The 19,620-nt window shown below is 43.4% G+C and carries 20 protein-coding genes; 11 read left to right on the forward strand and 9 right to left on the reverse strand.

The window, feature by feature from the left end:
- Nucleotides 1-14: 14 nt before the first annotated feature.
- A complete protein-coding gene (recR, locus tag OO016_RS11135) occupies nt 15-635 on the reverse strand; it encodes a recombination mediator RecR (RefSeq protein WP_266013758.1) in 621 nt (206 codons plus the stop codon).
- 58 nt (nt 636-693) lie between these two features.
- Here recR and OO016_RS11140 point away from each other — a divergent pair, with 58 nt between their 5' ends.
- A complete protein-coding gene (locus OO016_RS11140; RefSeq protein WP_266013761.1) occupies nt 694-2,175 on the forward strand; it encodes a sodium:solute symporter in 1,482 nt (493 codons plus the stop codon).
- On the opposite strand, the gene OO016_RS11145 is transcribed toward OO016_RS11140, so the two are convergent.
- Nucleotides 2,159-2,518 (reverse strand): CoA-binding protein, encoded by a 360-nt coding sequence (locus OO016_RS11145; protein ID WP_266013764.1) that lies wholly within the window; start codon nt 2,516-2,518, stop codon nt 2,159-2,161. The two genes, OO016_RS11140 and OO016_RS11145, sit on opposite strands and share 17 nt — an antisense overlap.
- A gap of 333 nt (nt 2,519-2,851) precedes the next feature.
- On the opposite strand from OO016_RS11145, the gene OO016_RS11150 reads away from it, so the two are divergent.
- Complete coding sequence (locus tag OO016_RS11150; protein ID WP_266013767.1) at nt 2,852-5,299, forward strand: TonB-dependent receptor; 2,448 nt, start codon at nt 2,852-2,854, stop codon at nt 5,297-5,299.
- Nucleotides 5,300-5,391: 92 nt separating this feature from the next.
- Here OO016_RS11150 and OO016_RS11155 read toward each other — a convergent pair whose 3' ends face one another.
- Together OO016_RS11155 and OO016_RS11160 are read right to left on the reverse strand one after the other, a co-directional pair.
- The gene (locus OO016_RS11155) at nt 5,392-5,943 is read right to left on the reverse strand and encodes a pyridoxamine 5'-phosphate oxidase family protein (protein WP_266013770.1); all 552 of its coding nucleotides are present in this window, start codon (nt 5,941-5,943) and stop codon (nt 5,392-5,394) included.
- Between the two features lie 10 nt (nt 5,944-5,953).
- On the reverse strand, nt 5,954-6,964 hold the full coding sequence (locus OO016_RS11160) for a 3-oxoacyl-ACP synthase III family protein (protein WP_266013772.1): 1,011 nt from the start codon (nt 6,962-6,964) through the stop codon (nt 5,954-5,956).
- Between the two features lie 234 nt (nt 6,965-7,198).
- Here OO016_RS11160 and OO016_RS11165 point away from each other — a divergent pair, with 234 nt between their 5' ends.
- On the forward strand, nt 7,199-9,637 hold the full coding sequence (locus OO016_RS11165; RefSeq protein WP_266013776.1) for an alpha/beta hydrolase family protein: 2,439 nt from the start codon (nt 7,199-7,201) through the stop codon (nt 9,635-9,637).
- Nucleotides 9,638-9,645: 8 nt separating this feature from the next.
- On the opposite strand, the gene OO016_RS11170 is transcribed toward OO016_RS11165, so the two are convergent.
- Nucleotides 9,646-10,953 carry an ABC1 kinase family protein gene (locus OO016_RS11170; RefSeq protein ID WP_266013779.1) on the reverse strand — a complete coding sequence of 436 codons (1,308 nt, stop codon included), beginning with the start codon at nt 10,951-10,953 and terminating at the stop codon, nt 9,646-9,648.
- A 12-nt stretch (nt 10,954-10,965) separates the two neighbouring features.
- Entirely contained in the window at nt 10,966-11,625 is a 660-nt protein-coding gene (locus tag OO016_RS11175) for a TetR/AcrR family transcriptional regulator (RefSeq protein WP_266013782.1), read from the reverse strand.
- A gap of 353 nt (nt 11,626-11,978) precedes the next feature.
- Between OO016_RS11175 and htpG the strand changes: the two genes are divergently transcribed.
- The 3 genes from htpG to OO016_RS11190 all read left to right on the forward strand — a co-directional run bounded on the left by htpG (nt 11,979) and on the right by OO016_RS11190 (nt 14,684).
- Entirely contained in the window at nt 11,979-13,862 is a 1,884-nt protein-coding gene (gene htpG, locus OO016_RS11180) for a molecular chaperone HtpG (RefSeq protein ID WP_266013786.1), read from the forward strand.
- A gap of 62 nt (nt 13,863-13,924) precedes the next feature.
- Nucleotides 13,925-14,284 (forward strand): DoxX family protein, encoded by a 360-nt coding sequence (locus OO016_RS11185; protein WP_266013789.1) that lies wholly within the window; start codon nt 13,925-13,927, stop codon nt 14,282-14,284.
- Between the two features lie 13 nt (nt 14,285-14,297).
- On the forward strand, nt 14,298-14,684 hold the full coding sequence (locus tag OO016_RS11190) for a hypothetical protein (RefSeq protein ID WP_266013792.1): 387 nt from the start codon (nt 14,298-14,300) through the stop codon (nt 14,682-14,684).
- On the opposite strand, the gene OO016_RS11195 is transcribed toward OO016_RS11190, so the two are convergent.
- Together OO016_RS11195 and OO016_RS11200 are read right to left on the reverse strand one after the other, a co-directional pair.
- Nucleotides 14,670-15,086: a hypothetical protein gene (locus OO016_RS11195; RefSeq protein WP_266013795.1), complete on the reverse strand. Its 417-nt coding sequence runs from the start codon at nt 15,084-15,086 to the stop codon at nt 14,670-14,672. The two genes, OO016_RS11190 and OO016_RS11195, sit on opposite strands and share 15 nt — an antisense overlap.
- Nucleotides 15,076-15,657, reverse strand: a complete 582-nt coding sequence (locus tag OO016_RS11200) for an RNA polymerase sigma factor (protein WP_266013798.1) — start codon at nt 15,655-15,657, stop codon at nt 15,076-15,078. The genes OO016_RS11195 and OO016_RS11200 overlap by 11 nt, the downstream gene beginning before the upstream one ends.
- 135 nt (nt 15,658-15,792) lie before the next feature.
- On the opposite strand from OO016_RS11200, the gene OO016_RS11205 reads away from it, so the two are divergent.
- Together OO016_RS11205 and OO016_RS11210 are read left to right on the forward strand one after the other, a co-directional pair.
- Nucleotides 15,793-16,143 (forward strand): DUF6249 domain-containing protein, encoded by a 351-nt coding sequence (locus tag OO016_RS11205; protein ID WP_266013801.1) that lies wholly within the window; start codon nt 15,793-15,795, stop codon nt 16,141-16,143.
- A gap of 65 nt (nt 16,144-16,208) precedes the next feature.
- Entirely contained in the window at nt 16,209-16,841 is a 633-nt protein-coding gene (locus tag OO016_RS11210) for an MOSC domain-containing protein (protein WP_266013803.1), read from the forward strand.
- 43 nt (nt 16,842-16,884) lie between these two features.
- Here OO016_RS11210 and OO016_RS11215 read toward each other — a convergent pair whose 3' ends face one another.
- The gene (locus OO016_RS11215) at nt 16,885-17,250 is read right to left on the reverse strand and encodes a hypothetical protein (RefSeq protein WP_266013806.1); all 366 of its coding nucleotides are present in this window, start codon (nt 17,248-17,250) and stop codon (nt 16,885-16,887) included.
- 392 nt (nt 17,251-17,642) lie between these two features.
- Between OO016_RS11215 and OO016_RS11220 the strand changes: the two genes are divergently transcribed.
- The 3 genes from OO016_RS11220 (at nt 17,643) to OO016_RS11230 (ending at nt 19,620) form a co-directional block, all read left to right on the forward strand.
- The gene (locus tag OO016_RS11220; RefSeq protein WP_266013809.1) at nt 17,643-18,515 is read left to right on the forward strand and encodes an AraC family transcriptional regulator; all 873 of its coding nucleotides are present in this window, start codon (nt 17,643-17,645) and stop codon (nt 18,513-18,515) included.
- A complete protein-coding gene (locus OO016_RS11225; protein ID WP_266013811.1) occupies nt 18,515-19,114 on the forward strand; it encodes an alpha-ketoglutarate-dependent dioxygenase AlkB family protein in 600 nt (199 codons plus the stop codon). Before OO016_RS11220 ends, OO016_RS11225 begins: the two co-directional genes overlap by 1 nt.
- A gap of 227 nt (nt 19,115-19,341) precedes the next feature.
- Nucleotides 19,342-19,620 carry a TIGR03643 family protein gene (locus tag OO016_RS11230; RefSeq protein ID WP_266013812.1) on the forward strand — a complete coding sequence of 93 codons (279 nt, stop codon included), beginning with the start codon at nt 19,342-19,344 and terminating at the stop codon, nt 19,618-19,620.

The following is a 19,620-nucleotide window of genomic DNA, read 5'->3' on the forward strand; positions in this document are numbered from 1 at the left end:
TTGTAAAGTTGATATTACGAAATCCTGAGGGATCCCTCAAAGGGAATCCTGTTTACGATACTCCGTCCCAGGGTAACCTCATCGGCATATTCCAGTTCATCACCTACAGGTATTCCACGGGCTATTGTCGAGGTTTTTACCTCAATGCCCTGCAACTGCTTATAGATATAAAAGTTAGTGGTATCACCCTCCATGGTAGCACTCAGTGCAAAGATTAACTCATTGACCTTCCCTGTTTTTACTTTGGCCACTAGTTGAGCTATGCTCAGGTCCTGGGGCCCGACACCCTCAATCGGAGAAATTTTACCCCCAAGAACATGGTAGTGCCCAACGAACTGACCGGTATTCTCAATGGCCATTACATCGCGGATATCTTCGACTACGCAAACAGTAGCCTCGTCCCTTTTCGGATTGGAACAGATCTCACATAATTCCTGATCAGATATATTATGGCAGTTGGAACAGAAGCAGATATCCTCGCGAAGCGCGGTCAAAGCCTTGCTTAACTGGGCAGTCTGGGTCTCTGGCCGCTTGAGCAGGTGCAAGACCAGGCGCAGTGCGGTCCGCTTACCAATACCGGGTAGCTGAGACATCTCATACACGGCGTTTTCTAGGAGTTTAGAGGAAAATTCCATAATCGCAAAATTACGTAATGTTTTAAGTTTTTGTACTTTGCGACTGAAATTTCTTTCTATGACAGGCTCGCATATTCTGCTGCTTATCGGCGGCTATTTTGTATTGCTATTGCTGATCTCTTACTTCACCGGAAAGAACGATTCCAATACCGACTTTTTCAAGGCAGGAAAGCAATCTCCCTGGTATCTCGTGGCCTTTGGCATGATTGGCGCTTCCCTGTCTGGCGTAACCTTTATTTCTGTACCGGGATGGGTAGAAAGTTCACAATTCAGTTATATGCAGGTGGTATTTGGCTATCTGGCCGGATATTTTGTGATTGCCTTTATCCTTCTTCCGCTTTATTACCGATTGAATGTTACCTCTATCTATGAATACCTTTTGGGCCGCTTTGGGCATGTGAGTTATAAAATTGGGGCCTTGTCTTTCTTTGTATCCCGGGTACTGGGGGCATCCTTTCGCCTGTTCCTGGTAGCTATTGTTTTGCAGCAATTTGTTTTTGACGCCTGGCATGTTCCCTTTGAAGTAACGGTGTTATTGTCCATTTTACTGATATGGGTCTACACCTTCCGGGGTGGCATAAAAACCATTGTCTGGACAGACACCTTGCAAACCCTATTCATGCTGTTGTCTGTTTGTTTGTCGATTTACTTCATCAACCAGCAGCTGGACTGGAGTTTTTCCGAATTTTTCAATTCTGAAGAACTACGGGCCTATAGCCAGATTTTATTTACGGATGACTTTTTTACAAAGAACCACTTTATCAAATCCTTTGTTGGGGGAATGTTCATTACCATTTGCATGACAGGGCTGGACCAGGATATGATGCAGAAAAACCTTACCTGCAGAAACCTGAAAGAAGCACAGACCAACATGGTCTCCTTTAGTGTGGTCCTTATCGCGGTTAATTTTATTTTCCTGCTACTGGGAGCCTTGCTCTTTATATACGCCGACAAATTCAACGTAGCCACGCCCCTCATGGACGGGGCTCCAAAATCTGATTTGCTTTTTCCTGAAATAGCCCTCAACAGCGGACTGGGGCTTACGGTTGGGATTACTTTTATACTGGGGCTGATTGCAGCCGCGTACAGCAGTGCAGACAGCGCGCTGACCTCATTGACCACCTCTTTTTGTATTGACTTCCTCAACATAGGGAAAAAGCCCGAAGGCTCTCAAAAAAGGATCAGAAAACGCACACATATATGGATGAGTGGCCTCCTGGTTGTGGTCGTCATCATTTTCAAATATGTCCTGGATCGCAATGTAATTGACGGCTTGCTAACCGTGGCAACCTATACCTATGGTCCGCTTTTGGGCCTGTTCTCCTTCGGCATATTCACCCGATACCAGGTGAAGGACCAATATGTCTGGGTTGTGGCCCTGATATCCGTGCTGAGCATTGTCCTGCTGGCCAATCTGCCCTCAGATTACCTTGGAGGTTATCAGGTTGGCTATGAGCTGTTGCCCATAAATGGTCTCATCACCTTTATTGGGCTTTATCTTATCCGCAAAAAGAAAGAAAACACTAAAACTGTTGTGTAGACAGTAACACCAGGGTACAGGAGTTTTCTGCAGCAATTCCGTTGGCCTCCAGCAACCGGGCGAATTCATTATTTTCCGTACCTGGATTGAAGATTACCCGCTTTGGTTTAAGTGCCAGAATATCCTGATAATATTGCTGCTGTGTAGCAGGTCTAAGATAAAGGCTAACGGTGTGGATATCCTCCAACCCTTCCAGAGAATTCCGGACCGGTACTCCGGATACATTACCTTCCCGGATTCCAAAACCATGTGTTTCAATGCCTTGAGCAACCAGTCGCTCTATGGCATAATAACTATATCGATCGGGCTTGAGTGAGGCCCCAAATACTAAGGTTCTTTTCACAATTGCAGTTTCGCTGTTAAAGATTGTTAATTACTGTAACGAATCCTGATTAAAGCCGTCTATTAACTATATACAAAAGTACTTAATATCATTGATAGGGCTGTAATTTTATAGTTAATGGTTAGTGTTTAGTATAGCTTATCAATGAGTAACCCCGACTTTCACGTCGGGGTTTTTCTTTATTTAACAATCCGGTCACAAAGGCTGAATTTAAACCCGATTCACGGTATTTCACCGGCAAGGTTCAACTAAATATTTTTCATTCTCGTGTAACATAAACACCTGTTCATCGTCAACTAAGTATCATCAATCATCATCAAAAAACGATCAACCATGAAAAAATTATTTGGGCTACTTGCCCTGCTCACCCAATTTTCCCTAATAGCAAATACTGACTCCCTTACTACCGATATCAAAATCGGATCCATTTCCGGTAAGGTAATAGATAAAAGTCTCAATTCCCCCATCCCCTATGCCGCTGTTGTTATCAAATCTTCTGAAGATCAGAGTATGGTAACCGGTGGGATAACCACAGACGACGGAGACTTTGAGATAAGCCTTCCTGAAGGGGAATTCGAGGTAGAAGTACAATTCCTGGGGTACAAGACTCACAAAACTAATATTATCATTACCAAAAAGAACCGGAAGTTGTCCCTGGGAACCATTGTACTGGAGGAAGAAGCCGAGGCACTGAGTGAAGTGGAAGTAGTGGCAGAACGAACAACCATTGAGCAACGAATAGACCGGAAAGTGGTCAATGTAGGAAAGGACCTCACAACGGCAGGGGCCACTGCATCAGACATTATGAATAACATCCCGTCAGTTAACCTGGACCAGCAGACCGGGCAGCTGACCCTAAGGGGAAACTCCAACGTCAGGGTTATGGTAGACGGTAAGCTGTCTAATGTACCTGTAGCCCAGTTGCTTCGCCAGATTCCCTCAACCTCTATAAAATCAATTGAATTGATCACCAACCCTTCAGCCAAATACAATCCGGAGGGCATGAGTGGGATCATCAATATTATACTGCATAAAAATGCCAATATTGGTTTCAACGGAAACTTAAATACCGGCTTAACGGTAGGGATAGAGGCAAAGTTCAACAGTTCCCTGGACCTGAACTACCGCAACGGGAAATTCAACTTCTACGGGAATTACGGCAACAATGTTGGCAAATATGTAAATGACGGAAATATCCTGAGGGTAGATGAAAATGCAGAACAATTCTTCGATATCCTTGACAACAATAAGTCGCATTTGCTGAAAGCAGGGGTTGATTTTTATCTTAATGACAAGAATACCATCTCCTTCTTCACCAACCAGAACTTCAACAATGGCAGGACTAATGCAATTACCGATGTTTTTTATTACGACGATCCTGTAAGGGATAACAGCCAGACCTTTGTGAGTGATTCTGAAAACCACAGTGAGCAATACAATTTTGACTACAAACTGGACTTCAAGAAGGAAGGACATAACCTGGAGCTGGAAGTTGACCACAACCGTTTTGACCGGGATGAAGAAGCCAATTTCAGGATAACAGGCGCAAATTTGTTCCCCAGCTACACGGATTTTGTAGACACCAGGAGAACGCAAACCTTCGTAAACCTCGATTATGTAAACCCGATTGATTCCATTTCAAAAATTGAAGCCGGCCTGGAGTCCCGAACATTTGAAACCGAAGTGGACTACAATTCCACAGGCCTTTCATTCAACAGCAGTGGAGATCTGGTACCAACCCCAAGTACGGACTTTGTTTATGGCATGGATATATACTCGGCTTATGTAACTTTTGGGCAGAAACGCAACAAATGGTCCTATCAACTGGGGCTGCGGGTGGAAGATGTAACCGTAAAGGCAGACACCAATACCGTAAGAGCTTTTACAGATGAATACACACAGGTATACCCTTCTGCTTTCCTTACATATACACCAAGTGAAAAAGATCAGTTCCAGATAAGTGTAAGCAGGCGCGTAGATCGGCCCGGACTTACCCAGGTAAATCCGATCCGGGAGTGGGCAACACCCTTGATTTCTTCCTTTGGAAACCCAACTCTGGTTCCCCAGTTTACCAATTCTGTGGAGACAAATTATACGCACCGATTTAAAAACGGAAGCCTGACTGCAGGTGTATTTTACAGATCAATCAAGGACGAGATAAACCGGGCTGTTTACATAGACCGCCTGGACCTGAATAAAATCATCCTGACCTTTGACAACTTTGACCGGACTGACGCCTACGGCGTGGAAATCTCAGCAAATTACCGGCCTACCAAATGGTGGAGCATCAATGGTAGCTTTGATATGTTCTCGCAAACGCAGCGCGGTCTGACTGAAAGCCTGACCACTACAGACCCGAACCCAACAGAGGACGATATTGTTACACAAAACCTGGAGGTTGATAACAGAGCATGGAACCTTAGGGTAAACAATATGTTTAAAGCAACGAAAAAACTGACCTTCCAGGCGTTTGGATTCTACAGGGGATCTAACAGAACCATACAGTTTGAAATGGAACCCATGTACTTTGTAAACCTGGGGGCACGCTATAGCTTCGCTCAGGGCAAAGGCACCTTTTCTCTGAACTTCAACGATGTTTTCAACACCATGCGTTTTGCCTTTGACGGGGACCAGCCCTATGCACAAACCGGAGGTTTCAATTGGGAAAGCCAGAATGTATATGCCGGTCTTTCCTATCGCTTTGGAAGTGGAAAAAACAGGGCCATGAAAAGAAAACGAAGAGACGATAATACCAAACAAGGTGGAGGCGGAATCTTATAAGATGGATTGATTGATACCGGAAGGTGGGTTGGTTGACTTCCGGGTATGCCTTCAATTCAAAACCCTGACATCTTAAGATGGTCAGGGTTTTTTTATGGCTTTTCCCCAAATATTCCCGTTGGATGCCCATCCAGGCTGATTTGGTTCTTTTGCTCGAGATATTCCTGCAATCCGGACTCTCCCTTATTCCGGGCCCAGTCATTTAGCAAATCCCTGTCCTCCCGAAATTCCATCAGGGGAACAGCCATTCCACAGGAAGTCTGAACCAGGTCTATATCCATTTCTATGATCTGACGGCTTCCGGGGGTTTCAGGAAAATGGGAAAGGTATTCCTGATACTTGGCATCCCTTGGGTGAAATACGGAAGCCTGCCCATACAACCTCAGGATCAATGGTTTGCCTTCAAAAGCACAAAACATGATGGTCATGCGGGGTGTATGCTGTAAATGTGTGGCGGTTTCGTTTCCACTACCGGTGAGGTTCAGCCAGATTACTTTATTGGGGGAAATTACACGGAAGGCATCCATCCCCTTGGGGGATAAATTGATTGTTCCCCCGGACATGGCCGTGGCCACAAAAAATATATGTTGATCCTTAATAAAATCTACAAGTGAAGACGTGAGGGATTTAATTCTTTTTCCCATAACCTGAGTCTTAAGACCAGCGGATTATGACGCTTCCCCAGGTAAATCCACTACCAAAAGCAGCCAGCACCACAAGGTCTCCAGGCTTAACCTTCCCCTGCTCCCAGGCCTCGGTAAGGGCAATGGGAATAGAGGCCGCAGTGGTATTTCCATATTTCATGATGTTATTAAATACCTGATCATCGGAAAGCCTGAACTTCTTTTGGATAAACTGGGATATACGGAGATTAGCCTGGTGCGGGATCAGCATATCAATGTCCGTGGGTTGCAGGTTATTGGCCTGCAAGCCTTCCATAATAACCTCGCTGAAGCGCACCACCGCATTTTTGAACACAAACTGCCCGTTCATGTAAGGATAATAAGAGGTCTCTTCCGGGTCATTGTCTTTGATAATATCTAAAATCCAGCGTTTCCCCATCCCTGGTGCGATAAGCGAAAGTTCTTCGGCATGTTCTCCCTCTGAATGCAGATGTGTAGACAGGATACCTTTGGTCGGATCTTCTTCCCGGCTCAATACCGCCGCACCAGCACCGTCTCCAAAAATAACTGTAACCCCTCTGCCCCTTGTGGTAAAATCCAGCCCGGTGGAATGTACCTCAGAACCTATAACCAGCACATTCTTATACATGCCGCTTTTGATGTACTGGTCGGCCAGTGAAATGCCGTAAACAAATCCGGAACATTGGTTTCGAATGTCTATCGCCCCCACTGTTTTTATACCCAGATCTCGCTGGACCATCACCCCTGGGCCAGGGAAATAATAATCAGGGCTCAGCGTGGCAAAAACAATGAAGTCAATTTCGTCCTTATCTATACCGGCCCTGTCAATGGCTATTTTCGCGGCCTTTACGCCCAGACTGGCAGTGGTATCCTCTCCTTTTATCACATGCCTCCTTTCTTTAATACCGGTCCGTTCCTGTATCCACTCGTCACTCGTATCCATCATCTTTGACAGATCGTCATTGGTCACCACGTTGTCCGGGACATAATATCCCAAACCAATAATTTTTGAGTTGTACATAATGCGTTTTGTTAGTTAGACAACACAGTTCTTAACAGCTTTACAGGTCATGAAAAGAACGAAAATCTAAAATACCCATAAATGGATATATAGCCTAAAAAATTGGTTAAAGATTCTGTAAAATGGGCATACCCTGAAAGGAACCGGCTATAAAATTTCTTAAATTGCCGAGATGACCTTTTAGGTTTATCTTAACCTTACTCAAAAAGTACCAAACCCAAAAAACACATTACAATGAAAAAGTTATTTGCCTGTTTAGCGATCTTCTCCGTAATTATCGCTTACGGTCAGGAAAACCTTAACTACCAAAAACCCCCTTCTGAAATCCTCGAACTGGTAGATGTGCCTATGGCGCCATCGGTAAGAATAACAGAAACCACAGACTATATGGTGCTTTTGTACCGTGACAGTTACAAGACCATAGCAGAGCTTTCAGAGCCTGAACTGCGCCTCGGAGGTTTGCGTATTAACCCGGATACGAATATTGGTAGCAGAACTACCTATTACAATAATGTCAAAGTTAAAAAGACCGGAGCAAAAGAGGCTACCCAGGTCTCTGGTTTACCTGACAATCCGAGATTGTCCAACTTCAGCACCTCTCCGGATGAGTCCATGATCGCCCTTACAAACACTACAGCTGAGGGAGTGGAACTGTGGGTTTTGGATATAGCGAACGCCCAGGCTCGCCGCTTGTCAGGCCCTGGGATTAATGCCAACCTGGGGGATGTTATCAACTGGTTCAGGGATGGGCAATCTATGCTTGTTAAAATGGTTCCGGAGAATCGTTCCAGGCTGAGAAACACTGCGGTAATGGTACCTTCCGGCCCGACTATCTCCAGCAATGACGGTAAAAAAGCACAAAACAGGACTTACCAGGACCTGCTAAAGAATCCGGATGACGAATTCAACTTTGAACAACTGGCCACATCTTCCCTGTACAGGGTTTCACTTGACGGAAGTAAGAGTCACTGGAAAGAGTCCGATATGTATCGATCAGTAAGCTTTTCTCCGGACGGGGAGTTTGTTATGGTGGTTACCCTTGACAAACCCTTTTCCTACCTGGTACCTTATTATCGCTTCCCATCCACTACAGTTGTTTACACCAAGGATGGAGAGCAGGTGAAGACATTACTGGAAGCACCACTGGTGGAGGAGTTACCCAAGGGACGAATGGCCGTATGGTCGGGGATGCGAAACATAAGCTGGAGAGCTGACAAGCCAGCTAACCTGATCTATGTTAAGGCCCTGGATGGTGGAGACCCTGCAGCAGAAGTGGATTATCGAGACGAAGTATTTGAATGGGAGGCACCCTTCCGGGGGGAAGCAAAGAGTATCCTGAAGACGCGTAATCGCTATGCGGGTATTGAGTGGGGCAATGATCAGCTCGCCGTGGCTTATGACCGCTGGTGGAACAACAGAAATACCAAAACCTACCTCTTTAACCCTTCGGATCCAACAGCAGGTTCAACTATTATTTCGGACCGGAATTATCAGGACCGGTATAGCGATCCCGGGGATTTTGCCACCCAGAGAAATAAATACGGCTTGTATTCACTGGCCATGGACAGGAAAGGAAATGCATACCTGCTGGGCGACGGATTTACGGAAAATGGTCAATTCCCTTTTGTTGACCGATTTAACCTGAAATCCCTTAAGAAAACCCGTTTATACACATCTAATATACCCGGCAAAAAAGAAACACTGGTTGATTATGATATCAAGGAGGATCAGTTACTGGTTCGCATCGAATCTAAAAGTGAGTATCCCAATTACTACTATAAAAGCCTGATAAAGAGAAAAGGGCCTGAACAACTCACATTCTTTGTAAATCCTTTCCAAAGCCTGGAAGATGTTCACAAAGAAGTAATTACCTATAAGCGGGACGATGGGCTAGAACTTTCAGGTACGTTGTATTTACCCGTGGGGTATTCCAAGGACGATAAGATGAAGATGCCCATGATACTCTGGGCTTATCCACGTGAGTACAAGGACAGGAACAGTGCCTCACAGAGTACCCAGAACCCCAATCAGTTTACCTACCCTTCCTGGGGGTCTCCTGTATACTGGGTAACTAGGGGCTATGTGGTTCTGGCCAACGCAGCATTCCCCATAATTGGTGAGAAAGAAGAAGAACCCAATGACAGTTTCAGGTCACAGCTTGTTGCCAATGCCAGGGCGGCTATAGATGCAGTGGATAAACTCGGCTATATAGACCGGGACCGTGTTGCTGTGGGAGGTCACAGCTATGGCGCTTTTATGGTAGCCAACCTCTTGTCTCATTCAGACCTGTTTGCTGCAGGTATTGCGCGTAGCGGAGCTTACAACCGCACACTGACCCCATTTGGTTTTCAAAGCGAAGAACGCAGTTACTGGGAGGCTCCGGAAGTGTACTACACCATGTCGCCTTTTATGCACGCCGACAAAATGAAAACACCACTATTGCTAACTCACGGTAAGGCCGATAACAATTCGGGGACCTATCCCATGCAAAGTGAACGTTATTTTAACGCCTTAAAAGGACTTGGGGCTACGGTAAGACTGGTAATGCTGCCCAAGGAGAGTCATGGTTACCGTGCAAAGGAAAGCATACTTCACCTCTTATGGGAACAAGATCAGTGGCTTGAAAAATATGTCAAGAACAAAGAATCTGCCCCAGAGCAGGATATGAAATAAGCGTGGGGTTAGAGGTACTGCCGGAAGGCATTTACCTCCACCTTCGCTTTCAGGTCGTGCAGTAGGTTATACAAGCCGAAAAATGTACGGTTGATATACAGAAAATGACGGGAGCCACGGTTCCCGTTCATTTTTCTGATGTGTTCGTCTTTGGCATAGCGCTGACTAAGTTCTGCTATCCTTCCCCAGAAATCATGGGAACTGAAATCAAAAGTTTCAGACTGAAAAGGTTCAGTAAACAAGGTTAGCATCTCTTTGAAAAGTGCAGTAAAAAATTTTCGCTCCTCTTCAGTATCATCGGGAGTAAGAATTTCCAGTTCTGCGAGCTTTTCCTTGAAAACCGTTTCGTTTTCTATATTTTCTTTCAGGGCCAGCTCGAAATAAGGGACATAGAATTCATCAGGAACTTCCTTAACACAGCCAAAATCGATGGCGATAAGTTCCCCCTGCTCACTAACCAGAAAATTCCCCGGATGAGGATCGGCATGAACCTTCCGCAGTCCATGCATCTGATACATGTAAAAATCCCAGAGGGTTTGCCCAAGGCGATTTCCCTGCTCCCGGTCAAACGGTTTTTTGGTGTAATCACTCAGGTGCACTCCTTCCATCCAGTCCATGGTAAGTATACGTTCACTGGAAAGCTCAGGATAGTATTTTGGAAAGGAAATATTAGGAATAATGGAGCAGGCTTCTGTGAGTTCTTTGCTTTGTTGTAGTTCCATGAGGTAATTGGTCTCCTCAAGCAATTTGTATTCTACTTCCTTGAAATATTTCTCAGAATCCTTACCCTTGAGGTTGAACATGCGGACTGCAATGGGTTTAACGAGGGCCAGATCACTACTGATGCTCTCTGCAACACCAGGATACTGTATCTTGACAGCCAAAGATTTGCCTTCTTTGGCAGCCCGGTGGACCTGTCCAATACTGGCTGCATTAATGCTATCTTTTTCAAAACTGTCGAACAAAACTTCCGGATACTGACCGAGGTATTTACGGAATGTTTTGCGCACCAACGGGGCTGAAAGAGGGGGTACTGAAAACTGGGACAGGGAGAATTTCTCAACATATGCTCTGGGGAGAATGTTCTTTTCCATACTGAGCATCTGGGCCACCTTTAACGCACTCCCCTTGAGGCTTTTCAGTCCATCGTAAATATCCTGGGCATTTTCCTCATTTAGTTTCTCTTTGCTAAGTTCGGGGTTGACCAGTTTTTTGCCGTAGTATTTCACATAATTACCACCAACCTTTACCCCGGTTTTAACCAATTTACCGGCTCGTTCTACTTTTGAGGTGGGGATTTTATCGAGTGTCTTCAATAGTGGTGGTCTTTAAGCAAAATTTTCCTTGAAGAGGAATTTGCCAAAATCAATAATGCTTTCCAGTGGCGTATTATCAAAAACGTCGAATATGGTATTTACGGATTTTTCAATAGCCATATCCGTTTTCTCAAAACCTGCAGAATCATCATCTATCCAGAATTTTAACAGAAACATAGTCTGTAGCCAGGCTCCTTCAGCGAATACTTTTGGATTGTGCCGGGTAATACATAATTGTTTGTCGGTATTTCCATCATCAATGAGTTCTGTAGCAAAGTTCAATACACTTTTCCTGAGGTCTTTGAGTTGCTCAAGGCTCTTCAGCATATTGGTTTGCCCATCAAGGGTAAATAATACATAGCTCCTGTTTAGTGCTAATAATTCGAAGAAGGTGTAAAAGAAGGAAAGCATCTTTTCCCTGTTTCCATAACCCTGGTAATCCTCGTTTTTCTCGAGCAGTTGCATGCTGTGCTCAAAAAATGCATTCCACACTGCCTTTTGCAAACCTTTAAGCGATCCAAAGTGCTCATAAAAATCGGCCTCTTCAATCTTAACAGCCTTTGCAAAAGCATAGACAGAAGCCGGGACTTCACCTGCTTCCAATACAAAATCCATATACTGCTTTATTATCGTTTTCTTTCCAGGTTTAGCAGTTTTCTTCTTTGCCGACATATTTATGTTTACTTTTTATATTATAATATTAAACTTAATTGCTTAAGGTTAAGCTGATTATGTTCTAAGAAAAAGCGCACTTTCGGGGGAAAGCGCGCTTTTCAAACAACCTAACCAATTAATAAACAAACTGATTACAAAAATCAAGAACTCTTTCATAGCAACCATGTTCCTGTAATCATGTAACAAATATAATTATTGTTTACTTATTTACAATATTCATTAAACAAAACTTTTGTTAAAATTTTTATATAAAAATATATGCCACATTTATGTCAGTTTGTCACCTAAAGCCAGTATGGTACTTTTTTTGTCCTTTTGGCTGCGTAACTAATTTTAAATGATAGAAAACTATGGCTACTGGTAAAATCAATGTTTCTGTAGACAATATTTTCCCTCTTATCAAAAAATTTCTCTATAGTGATCATGAAATTTTCTTGAGGGAACTAGTATCTAATGCAACAGACGCAACGCTGAAGCTCAAGCACCTTGTGTCTATTGGAGAGGCAAAAGTAGAATACGGGGATCCCATAATCGAGATCAAGGCAGACAAGAAAGGTAAGAAACTGCATATCATTGACCAGGGTCTGGGAATGACCGAGGAAGAGGTTAAGAAGTATATTAACGAGGTGGCATTTTCCGGAGCAGAAGAATTCCTTGACAAATACAAGGATGCCGAAAAAGACACGGGAATTATTGGCCACTTTGGCCTTGGTTTTTATTCTTCCTTTATGGTGGCTGACAAGGTTGAGATCATCACTAAGAGTTTTAAGGATGCACCGGCGGTGCATTGGTCTTGTGACGGTTCCCCGAATTTCTCCATAAAAGAGGCCAAGAAAGACACCCATGGTACGGAAATAATACTCCATATTGGTGAAAATGACACCGAATTTCTGGAGGAATCGAGAATCTCCGAACTATTGAGGAAGTACAATAAATTCATGCCAATCCCGATCAAATTCGGCACCCGGACTGAAACACTTCCCAAACCCGAAGATGCAAAGCCCGAAGACCCTGCACCAACACAGGAGGTAGACAATATCATCAACAATCCCAACCCGGCCTGGACCAAAAAACCGGCAGACCTGGAAGACGAAGACTATAAGTCGTTCTACAGAGAGCTGTACCCTATGCAATTTGAGGAGCCTTTATTCCATATCCACCTGAACGTGGATTACCCATTTAACCTTACCGGTATCCTCTATTTCCCAAAGCTTACAACGGATCTGAGCATTCAGAAAGATCGTATACAACTGTATCAAAACCAGGTGTTTGTAACAGATAACGTGGAAGGCATCGTACCAGAATTCCTGACCATGCTAAAAGGGGTAATAGATTCACCAGACATACCGCTTAACGTTTCCCGTTCCTATTTGCAGGCAGACAGTGCGGTAAAGAAAATATCCTCATACATCACCCGAAAAGTAGCAGACAAACTCAACTCTCTGTTCAAAAATAACCGGGAAGACTTTGAGAGCAAATGGAACGATATCAAAATCGTTATTGAATACGGAATGCTTTCTGAGGAGAAATTCTTTGAAAAAGCAGAAAAATTTGCCCTTTACCCCAGTGTGGATGGAAACTTCTACACCTTTGAAGAGTTAAAAGAGAAAATCAAGGACCTGCAAACCGACAAGGATGATAAACTGGTTGTGCTCTATGCATCAGACAAAGAGGCCCAGCACAGCTATATTGAAGCAGCCAAGTCCAGAGGTTATGAAGTACTGCTCTTGGACTCGCCCATCGTAGGACACCTGCTGCAAAAGATGGAGACCAGCAATGATAAGCTGAGTTTTGCCAGGGTAGATGCAGACCACCTGGACAACCTTATCAAAAAAGAGGATACACAGATTAGCAAATTGACGGACGAGGAAAAGGACAAACTCAAAACCAATATTGAGGAAGTCATTTCAGACAAAGGATTTACCATCCAGATGGAAGCCCTCGACAGTGAAGCTGCCCCATTTATCATTACCGAACCCGAATTCATGCGCAGGATGAAAGAGATGCAGCAAACAGGTGGAGGCATGTTTGGAATGGGCAATATGCCGGATATGTATAACCTGGTGGTAAATGCCAACCACCCTCTGGTCAGTGAAATACTCAATACGCGAACCGCAAAGAAAAGGGAAAGACTCATCAATCAATCCCTCGATCTGGCCCGGTTGTCGAAAGGACTTCTAAAAGGGGAGGAATTAACCAAATTCATACAGCGCAGTTACGAAATGGTAAAATAGTTTCCCGATCGATATTCCACGAAAAAGGCTGCTTATTAAGGCAGCCTTTTTTATCTTTAAGTATGAATTATCCCTGGCACTATTTCCTTATGGCTGCCTTTTATATCATTGCCGGTATTGGGCATTTTGTTAAGCCGGAATGGTATCTGAGGGTGATGCCCCCATTTTTTCCAAGCCACAGAACATTGGTTGTTTTAAGTGGTATTGTGGAAATTTTGCTGGGCATTGGATTGTTCTTTCCATTAATCAAGAATTCAGCTCTGATTTTAATAATAGCCATGCTGGTGCTTTTCCTGACCGTACATGTGTACATGCTGAGTGGAAAAAAGGCAGCAGCAGGAATCCCATTGTGGATACTTATATTGCGACTGCCCTTACAGTTCCTGCTTATGTATTGGGCCTATACTTACCTGGAACTTTAATCCTCAAAAGCCAATGAAAACGATACTTGTAGACGCCTGGAATACTTTGATTACCAAAAATGGGATAGATACTGACATGGTAACACTGCTGGATAAATATACCAACCCCAAAATAATAGTTACGAATGCCAATGCAGAAGAGCAGCAGGCCTTTGGCATGGTGAATTTACCCTATCCGCTGTACAGTATGAACCATCATCCGGATAAAACCGACCCCTATTATTTTGAGTCCCTGCTAAAAGCCTACGACCTTAAGCCCCATGAAACAATCTATTTCGAACACAATTCCGATGCCGTGGCCAGTGCTGCCTCTGCAGGCATAAAAGCCCTCTGGTTTGACAAAGACCTGCGAGATTTTAAAAAATTAAAGGCTTTTCTGGACGCATCACTGCAGGCCTAATCGACGGTCAAAAATCCTTTTCATAAATAGGATTTGCAACAGTACAAAAAAGGCAAAGAATCCAATACTGTATATGGAGCTGTATTCCAGGTCCGGTAAGGCCATCCGTTCCAACGGGTTGGTGAAATTTATGAAAGAGCTCATCCTGGAAGCCCAGTCCCATTGGGTTGAAGTCCCGGTAATGGAAGCCCATACCAAAACCCCCGAAAAAACAATCCCAATAACTACCCATGTCAACCGGGATATGGGTGCTTTATATCTGGTAACTGCAGAGGCCTCCCTTTTGGTCTCCAGTGCTGCCAGAACCTTTTCGGTAAAATCAATACCGGGTTCTTCAGGATTTGCTTCCTGCATGGCCTTATCAATAAATCGTTCCCAGGATTTGTCCTCACTAGCTTTCATAGATCGAAATTGTTTCTTTGTCCATCATTTTTTCCAGAACAGAAGCCAGTCTTTTTCTGCCTCTGTGCAATCTTACCTTAACCGAGTTCACGCTAATATTCAATACCTCTGAAATTTCCTTCAGCGACAGACTTTCAAAATAGAACAGGCTCAATATAACCCCGTCATCTCCCGGAAGCTCCCCAAGCGCTCTCTGGATGATCTGCTTCCTCTCCATGCGCTCCATATGGTCCCAGGTCATTTCGGCTATCTGGATATTGGTAACTTCTTCATATTGCAACTGCGTTGTGCTGGGTTTCCTTTTGTTCTTCTTAAGACAATCCAGGCTTCTGTGATAAGCAATCCGGTAAAGCCAGGTAGATAATTTAGCATCTCCCTTGAAAGTACCTATGGACTGGTAAGCCTTAAGAAAAGCATCCTGGGAAACCTCTTCAGCATCTTCTTCATTCTTAACAATGCGCAGGGCCAGCGTATATACCATATGCTTGTATTGCCCAATAAAGGTTATAAACGCCTGTTTATCCCCTTCTTTAAGCCTTTTGATTAGGTGTTGGTCTGAATGATGGCCCATGTGTACTATAAGACGATTATACAACCTTTAAGGTTACATAGTTTAAAAAAATATTTGCTGACCTGTAACCTTTTTAAAAAAACTGCGGTCTTATGGAATGAAACCAATGTATAATTTTAAAAAAGAAAAACGAACATGGGAGGAGAAATCATAGTTACCGCATTAATCTTTGGTGCCATTTTTGGCGTTTTTTACCTGTATTTTTCAACAAGGAACAAGGAAAGGCTGGCCCTTATTGAGAAGGGAGCAGATGCCAGCATATTCTTTTCGTCTAAAAATCGCCGGAGTGCTCCATTCTGGAAAGTCCTGATCCTGAATCTATCCTTATTGCTCATCAGTATTGGTGTTGGCGTATTCCTGGCCTCTGTACTGACACAGTTTGGTGTAGATGAAGAGACCGCTTACCCGGGTACCATTTTCCTGATGGCAGGTGTTGGTCTCTTTGTGGGCTTCAACATGACCAAGAAACTGGAAAGAGAGGACTAAAAAGTATCATAAAAGTCTGAAAGCAACCGCTATCTTATTAGGTAGCGGTTTTTTATTTTTAGGGTATGAAAGTAGTATCAACCAACATTGCCCGCCCGAGGGAAATAAGCTGGAAGGGCAAAACGGAATTCACAGGCATATACAAAGAACCGGTAAATGATCCCATTTTCCTTGGGAAAGAGGAGGTGCACGGGGATACCATTGTGCACGCTAAGGTACATGGCGGCATTGATAAAGCCTGCTATCTTTTTTCGACGGATGAGTACAACTACTGGAAGAACAAATACCCTGATTTAGACTGGAATTGGGGTATGTTTGGCGAAAACTTAAGCATCTCCGGACTGGATGAATCAAAACTACGGATTGGAGATGTGCTGCAAATAGGGAAGGCACTTGTAGAAGTCTCTGAGCCCAGGGAACCCTGCTACAAGCTTGGTATTAAATTCGGGAACCAGGGAATAATACAGGAATTTGTGGATCGCGGCTTTCCTGGCACCTATGTGCGTATTCTCGAAGAAGGTTTGGTCAGCTCAGGAGACAGGGTTACTACCACTCGACAATCTGAAAACACCCTGACCGTGAAGGCATTTTTCGAATTGCGATACATGCAGGAGAAAGACCCGGCAATCCTGCAACTTGCCCTTGAAAATCCAGCACTTTCCAGCAGGAAAAAGGCAAAGCTCAAAAAATTCCTATAAAAAAGGGGCTTTTCCAAGCCCCTTTTAATATGGTTTATCAAATTTATTTAACAGCAAGTTTTTCCCTGTAGGTACCTTCGCTGTCTTTAACAACTATCGTATAGTTGTCTTCAAAGGCTTTCTCAAAGTTAAATGCCTTTTGGATTAAAAGTTCTCCTTCAATTACCTCACTAAAGACAATTCGATTTTCACTGTCAATTACCTTGATATTTACCTTTTCGAGGTCCAGGTTTAACAGGTTCATAAAGAGCTTGTCTCCTTTCTTCTTGAAAACAGGCCTTGTAGTTTCCTTTTTGGTAAGTCGCTCTATTTCAAAGGCTTTTTTACCCACTTTACTTTCATTGGCTGTAGCTATTGCAGTTGCAAATAACAGGGCCAGTATACCGGTGGTTTTTACAATTGTTTTCATAATATTTCGTTTTTAAATTATTGATTTTAAATAGGGTTACATTTTAATTTTAGAAGGTATACAACATAATAGCCGCTACCAGGGCCATTGTTATTGCATTCAGAGTCACATAAAGTATAAGACCCTGAACTTCCGGTTTAAGATTTCTCAATTGTTTAATCATAGCTTCTGTTTTTTCGTTAATCATTCAAACAGGTAATTCTAAATTACACTGCAAACCTACTCCAGAATGCCATTATCCAACTACATGGACATTTTCCAATTTATGTTTTATTTTAACCCTATTTATTGTTAAAAAAATGTAAAAAGGTAATATTAAACATATAAAGGGTAATTTTGCAAACGAATACCAAATGGCCCCACGGTAACTTTACACTATCAATCAGAAAAAAATGAGACAGCTCAAACCTACATTTGAAGTAATAGAACCTAATTTTGGTCATTCCTACACCTACCAAAAATTTGATGCTGCCAAAAACAACAAGGACAATTACTGGCACTACCACCCTGAAATTGAATTGGTATATATAAATGGGGGGGCCGGTAAAAGACAGATCGGCAGCCATGTATCCTGCTACACCGAAGGAGACCTGATCCTAATTGGCAGCAATCTTCCACATTGTGGTTTTACGGATAAATTTACCGGCAACAAGAGTGAAACGGTAATTCAGATGAAAGAGGACTTCCTGGGAAATGATTTTTTCAACATCCCGGAAATGAAAAAAATAAGGACTTTGTTTGAAATGGCTAAAAGCGGTATTGCCTTTTACGGGGAAACCAAAAACATAGTGGGTGAGAAAATGGAGGCCATGCATGGGAAATCAGATTTCAGGGGCCTGCTTTCCATCCTCAGTATTTTAAACGACCTGAGCAATTCGAGGGAAATGAAAATACTCAATGCCGATGCATTTTCTATGGAGGCTGAAGTAAAGGATAATGACAGGATTAACCTGGTATTCAACTACGTAAAGTCTAATTTCAAGGAAGACATTCCCCTGAAGACCATTGCTGATCTCAGCAGCATGACCGTTCCTTCTTTTTGCCGCTATTTCAAGAAGATCACCAACAAGACCTTTGTTCAGTTTTTGAATGAATACCGCCTGGTTCACGCCTCCAAACTACTGGCAGAGCAACCTATGAGCATAACCGAGGTTTGTTTTGACAGCGGTTTCAATAATTTCTCCCATTTCAACAAATCTTTCAAGGCCTTTACCGGCCAAAGTCCGTCCGAATACCGGAACCAGCTTAAAAAAGTACTGCAGTAATGGCTTCTCCAGGATTAGGTGGAGAAAAACTGGAATTGCCGGATTCGGATATCTGGTATTACCCTGCATTCCTGAAACCGGCAGCAGCTACCAAATATTTTGAGAAGCTGAGACGAGAAACTCCCTGGCAGCAGGACGACATAAAGGTTTTTGGCAAGACTTATGCGCAGCCCAGACTCACAGCACTGTACGGGAATAACCAGAAGCCTTATCAGTATTCCAGCATTACCATGCACCCCCGGGAATTCACACCATTGCTTGAAGGCCTCAAGGCAGATATTGAAGAAATAGCAGGTATTTCTTTCAGCAGCTGTCTCTTGAACCTATATCGGGATGGCCGGGACAGCAATGGCTGGCATGCTGATGACGAAAAGGAATTGGGTATTAATCCGGTAATCGCCTCGCTTTCCCTTGGCGAAGCACGAAGTTTTCATTTTAAGCACAAAACAAACAAGGATCTGAGACATCGTATGACCTTGGAACACGGCAGTCTTTTGTTGATGCAGGGAACCACCCAGCACCACTGGCTGCATCAAATCCCCAAGACTAAGAGGCCCATTGGAGAACGCATCAACCTTACCTTCCGTGTAATCCAATAAAAAATCGGTCTGTAAAAGCAAACCGATTTTTTATTACCCTCAGATGTTCACCTAAACTACTGCCTTTAATGCTCGGGTAGTGCATTAATCTCCTCATAGTTTAGTATTAAATTAGATCTGATTTTCCTGAATTCCCAATATAATAGATTAAAAACCAGATCATTAGATAAACGGCTGATTCTGAACCCCTGATCTATTCCTAAATTATGGTTTATCTTTGCACCGCTATGAGTAAAGAATTCACAAAAGAAGAGCTGGATCGTATTATTGAAATGGCCTGGGAGGACAGGACCCCATTTGACGCCATTACCCATCAGTTTGGCATTAGTGAACAGGAAACTATTGCTATTATGAGGAAACACATGAAGGCCAGTAGTTTCAGGATGTGGAGAAAACGGGTTCAGGGTCGCAGGACCAAGCACGCCAAATTACGAGAAAGTTCGGTTGATCGATTTAAATGCAGTCGGCAACGCCAAATTACAGGAAATAGGATCTCCAAACGCTGA

It is taken from the genome of Lentiprolixibacter aurantiacus, assembly GCF_026241225.1.
In the GTDB taxonomy this organism is placed as follows: Bacteria; Bacteroidota; Bacteroidia; order Flavobacteriales; family Flavobacteriaceae; genus Lentiprolixibacter; species Lentiprolixibacter aurantiacus.

What these genes read in the sequence shown, in the direction of transcription:
- recR (WP_266013758.1), bottom strand. Translation starts at nt 635, where the DNA reads ATGGAATTTTCCTCTAAACTCCTAGAAAACGCCGTGTATGAGATGTCT.
- OO016_RS11140 (WP_266013761.1), top strand. Translation starts at nt 694, where the DNA reads ATGACAGGCTCGCATATTCTGCTGCTTATCGGCGGCTATTTTGTATTG.
- OO016_RS11150 (WP_266013767.1), top strand. Translation starts at nt 2,852, where the DNA reads ATGAAAAAATTATTTGGGCTACTTGCCCTGCTCACCCAATTTTCCCTA.
- OO016_RS11155 (WP_266013770.1), bottom strand. Translation starts at nt 5,943, where the DNA reads ATGGGAAAAAGAATTAAATCCCTCACGTCTTCACTTGTAGATTTTATT.
- OO016_RS11160 (WP_266013772.1), bottom strand. Translation starts at nt 6,964, where the DNA reads ATGTACAACTCAAAAATTATTGGTTTGGGATATTATGTCCCGGACAAC.
- OO016_RS11165 (WP_266013776.1), top strand. Translation starts at nt 7,199, where the DNA reads ATGAAAAAGTTATTTGCCTGTTTAGCGATCTTCTCCGTAATTATCGCT.
- OO016_RS11175 (WP_266013782.1), bottom strand. Translation starts at nt 11,625, where the DNA reads ATGTCGGCAAAGAAGAAAACTGCTAAACCTGGAAAGAAAACGATAATA.
- htpG (WP_266013786.1), top strand. Translation starts at nt 11,979, where the DNA reads ATGGCTACTGGTAAAATCAATGTTTCTGTAGACAATATTTTCCCTCTT.
- OO016_RS11185 (WP_266013789.1), top strand. Translation starts at nt 13,925, where the DNA reads ATGAATTATCCCTGGCACTATTTCCTTATGGCTGCCTTTTATATCATT.
- OO016_RS11190 (WP_266013792.1), top strand. Translation starts at nt 14,298, where the DNA reads ATGAAAACGATACTTGTAGACGCCTGGAATACTTTGATTACCAAAAAT.
- OO016_RS11195 (WP_266013795.1), bottom strand. Translation starts at nt 15,086, where the DNA reads ATGAAAGCTAGTGAGGACAAATCCTGGGAACGATTTATTGATAAGGCC.
- OO016_RS11200 (WP_266013798.1), bottom strand. Translation starts at nt 15,657, where the DNA reads ATGGGCCATCATTCAGACCAACACCTAATCAAAAGGCTTAAAGAAGGG.
- OO016_RS11205 (WP_266013801.1), top strand. Translation starts at nt 15,793, where the DNA reads ATGGGAGGAGAAATCATAGTTACCGCATTAATCTTTGGTGCCATTTTT.
- OO016_RS11210 (WP_266013803.1), top strand. Translation starts at nt 16,209, where the DNA reads ATGAAAGTAGTATCAACCAACATTGCCCGCCCGAGGGAAATAAGCTGG.
- OO016_RS11215 (WP_266013806.1), bottom strand. Translation starts at nt 17,250, where the DNA reads ATGAAAACAATTGTAAAAACCACCGGTATACTGGCCCTGTTATTTGCA.
- OO016_RS11220 (WP_266013809.1), top strand. Translation starts at nt 17,643, where the DNA reads ATGAGACAGCTCAAACCTACATTTGAAGTAATAGAACCTAATTTTGGT.
- OO016_RS11225 (WP_266013811.1), top strand. Translation starts at nt 18,515, where the DNA reads ATGGCTTCTCCAGGATTAGGTGGAGAAAAACTGGAATTGCCGGATTCG.
- OO016_RS11230 (WP_266013812.1), top strand. Translation starts at nt 19,342, where the DNA reads ATGAGTAAAGAATTCACAAAAGAAGAGCTGGATCGTATTATTGAAATG.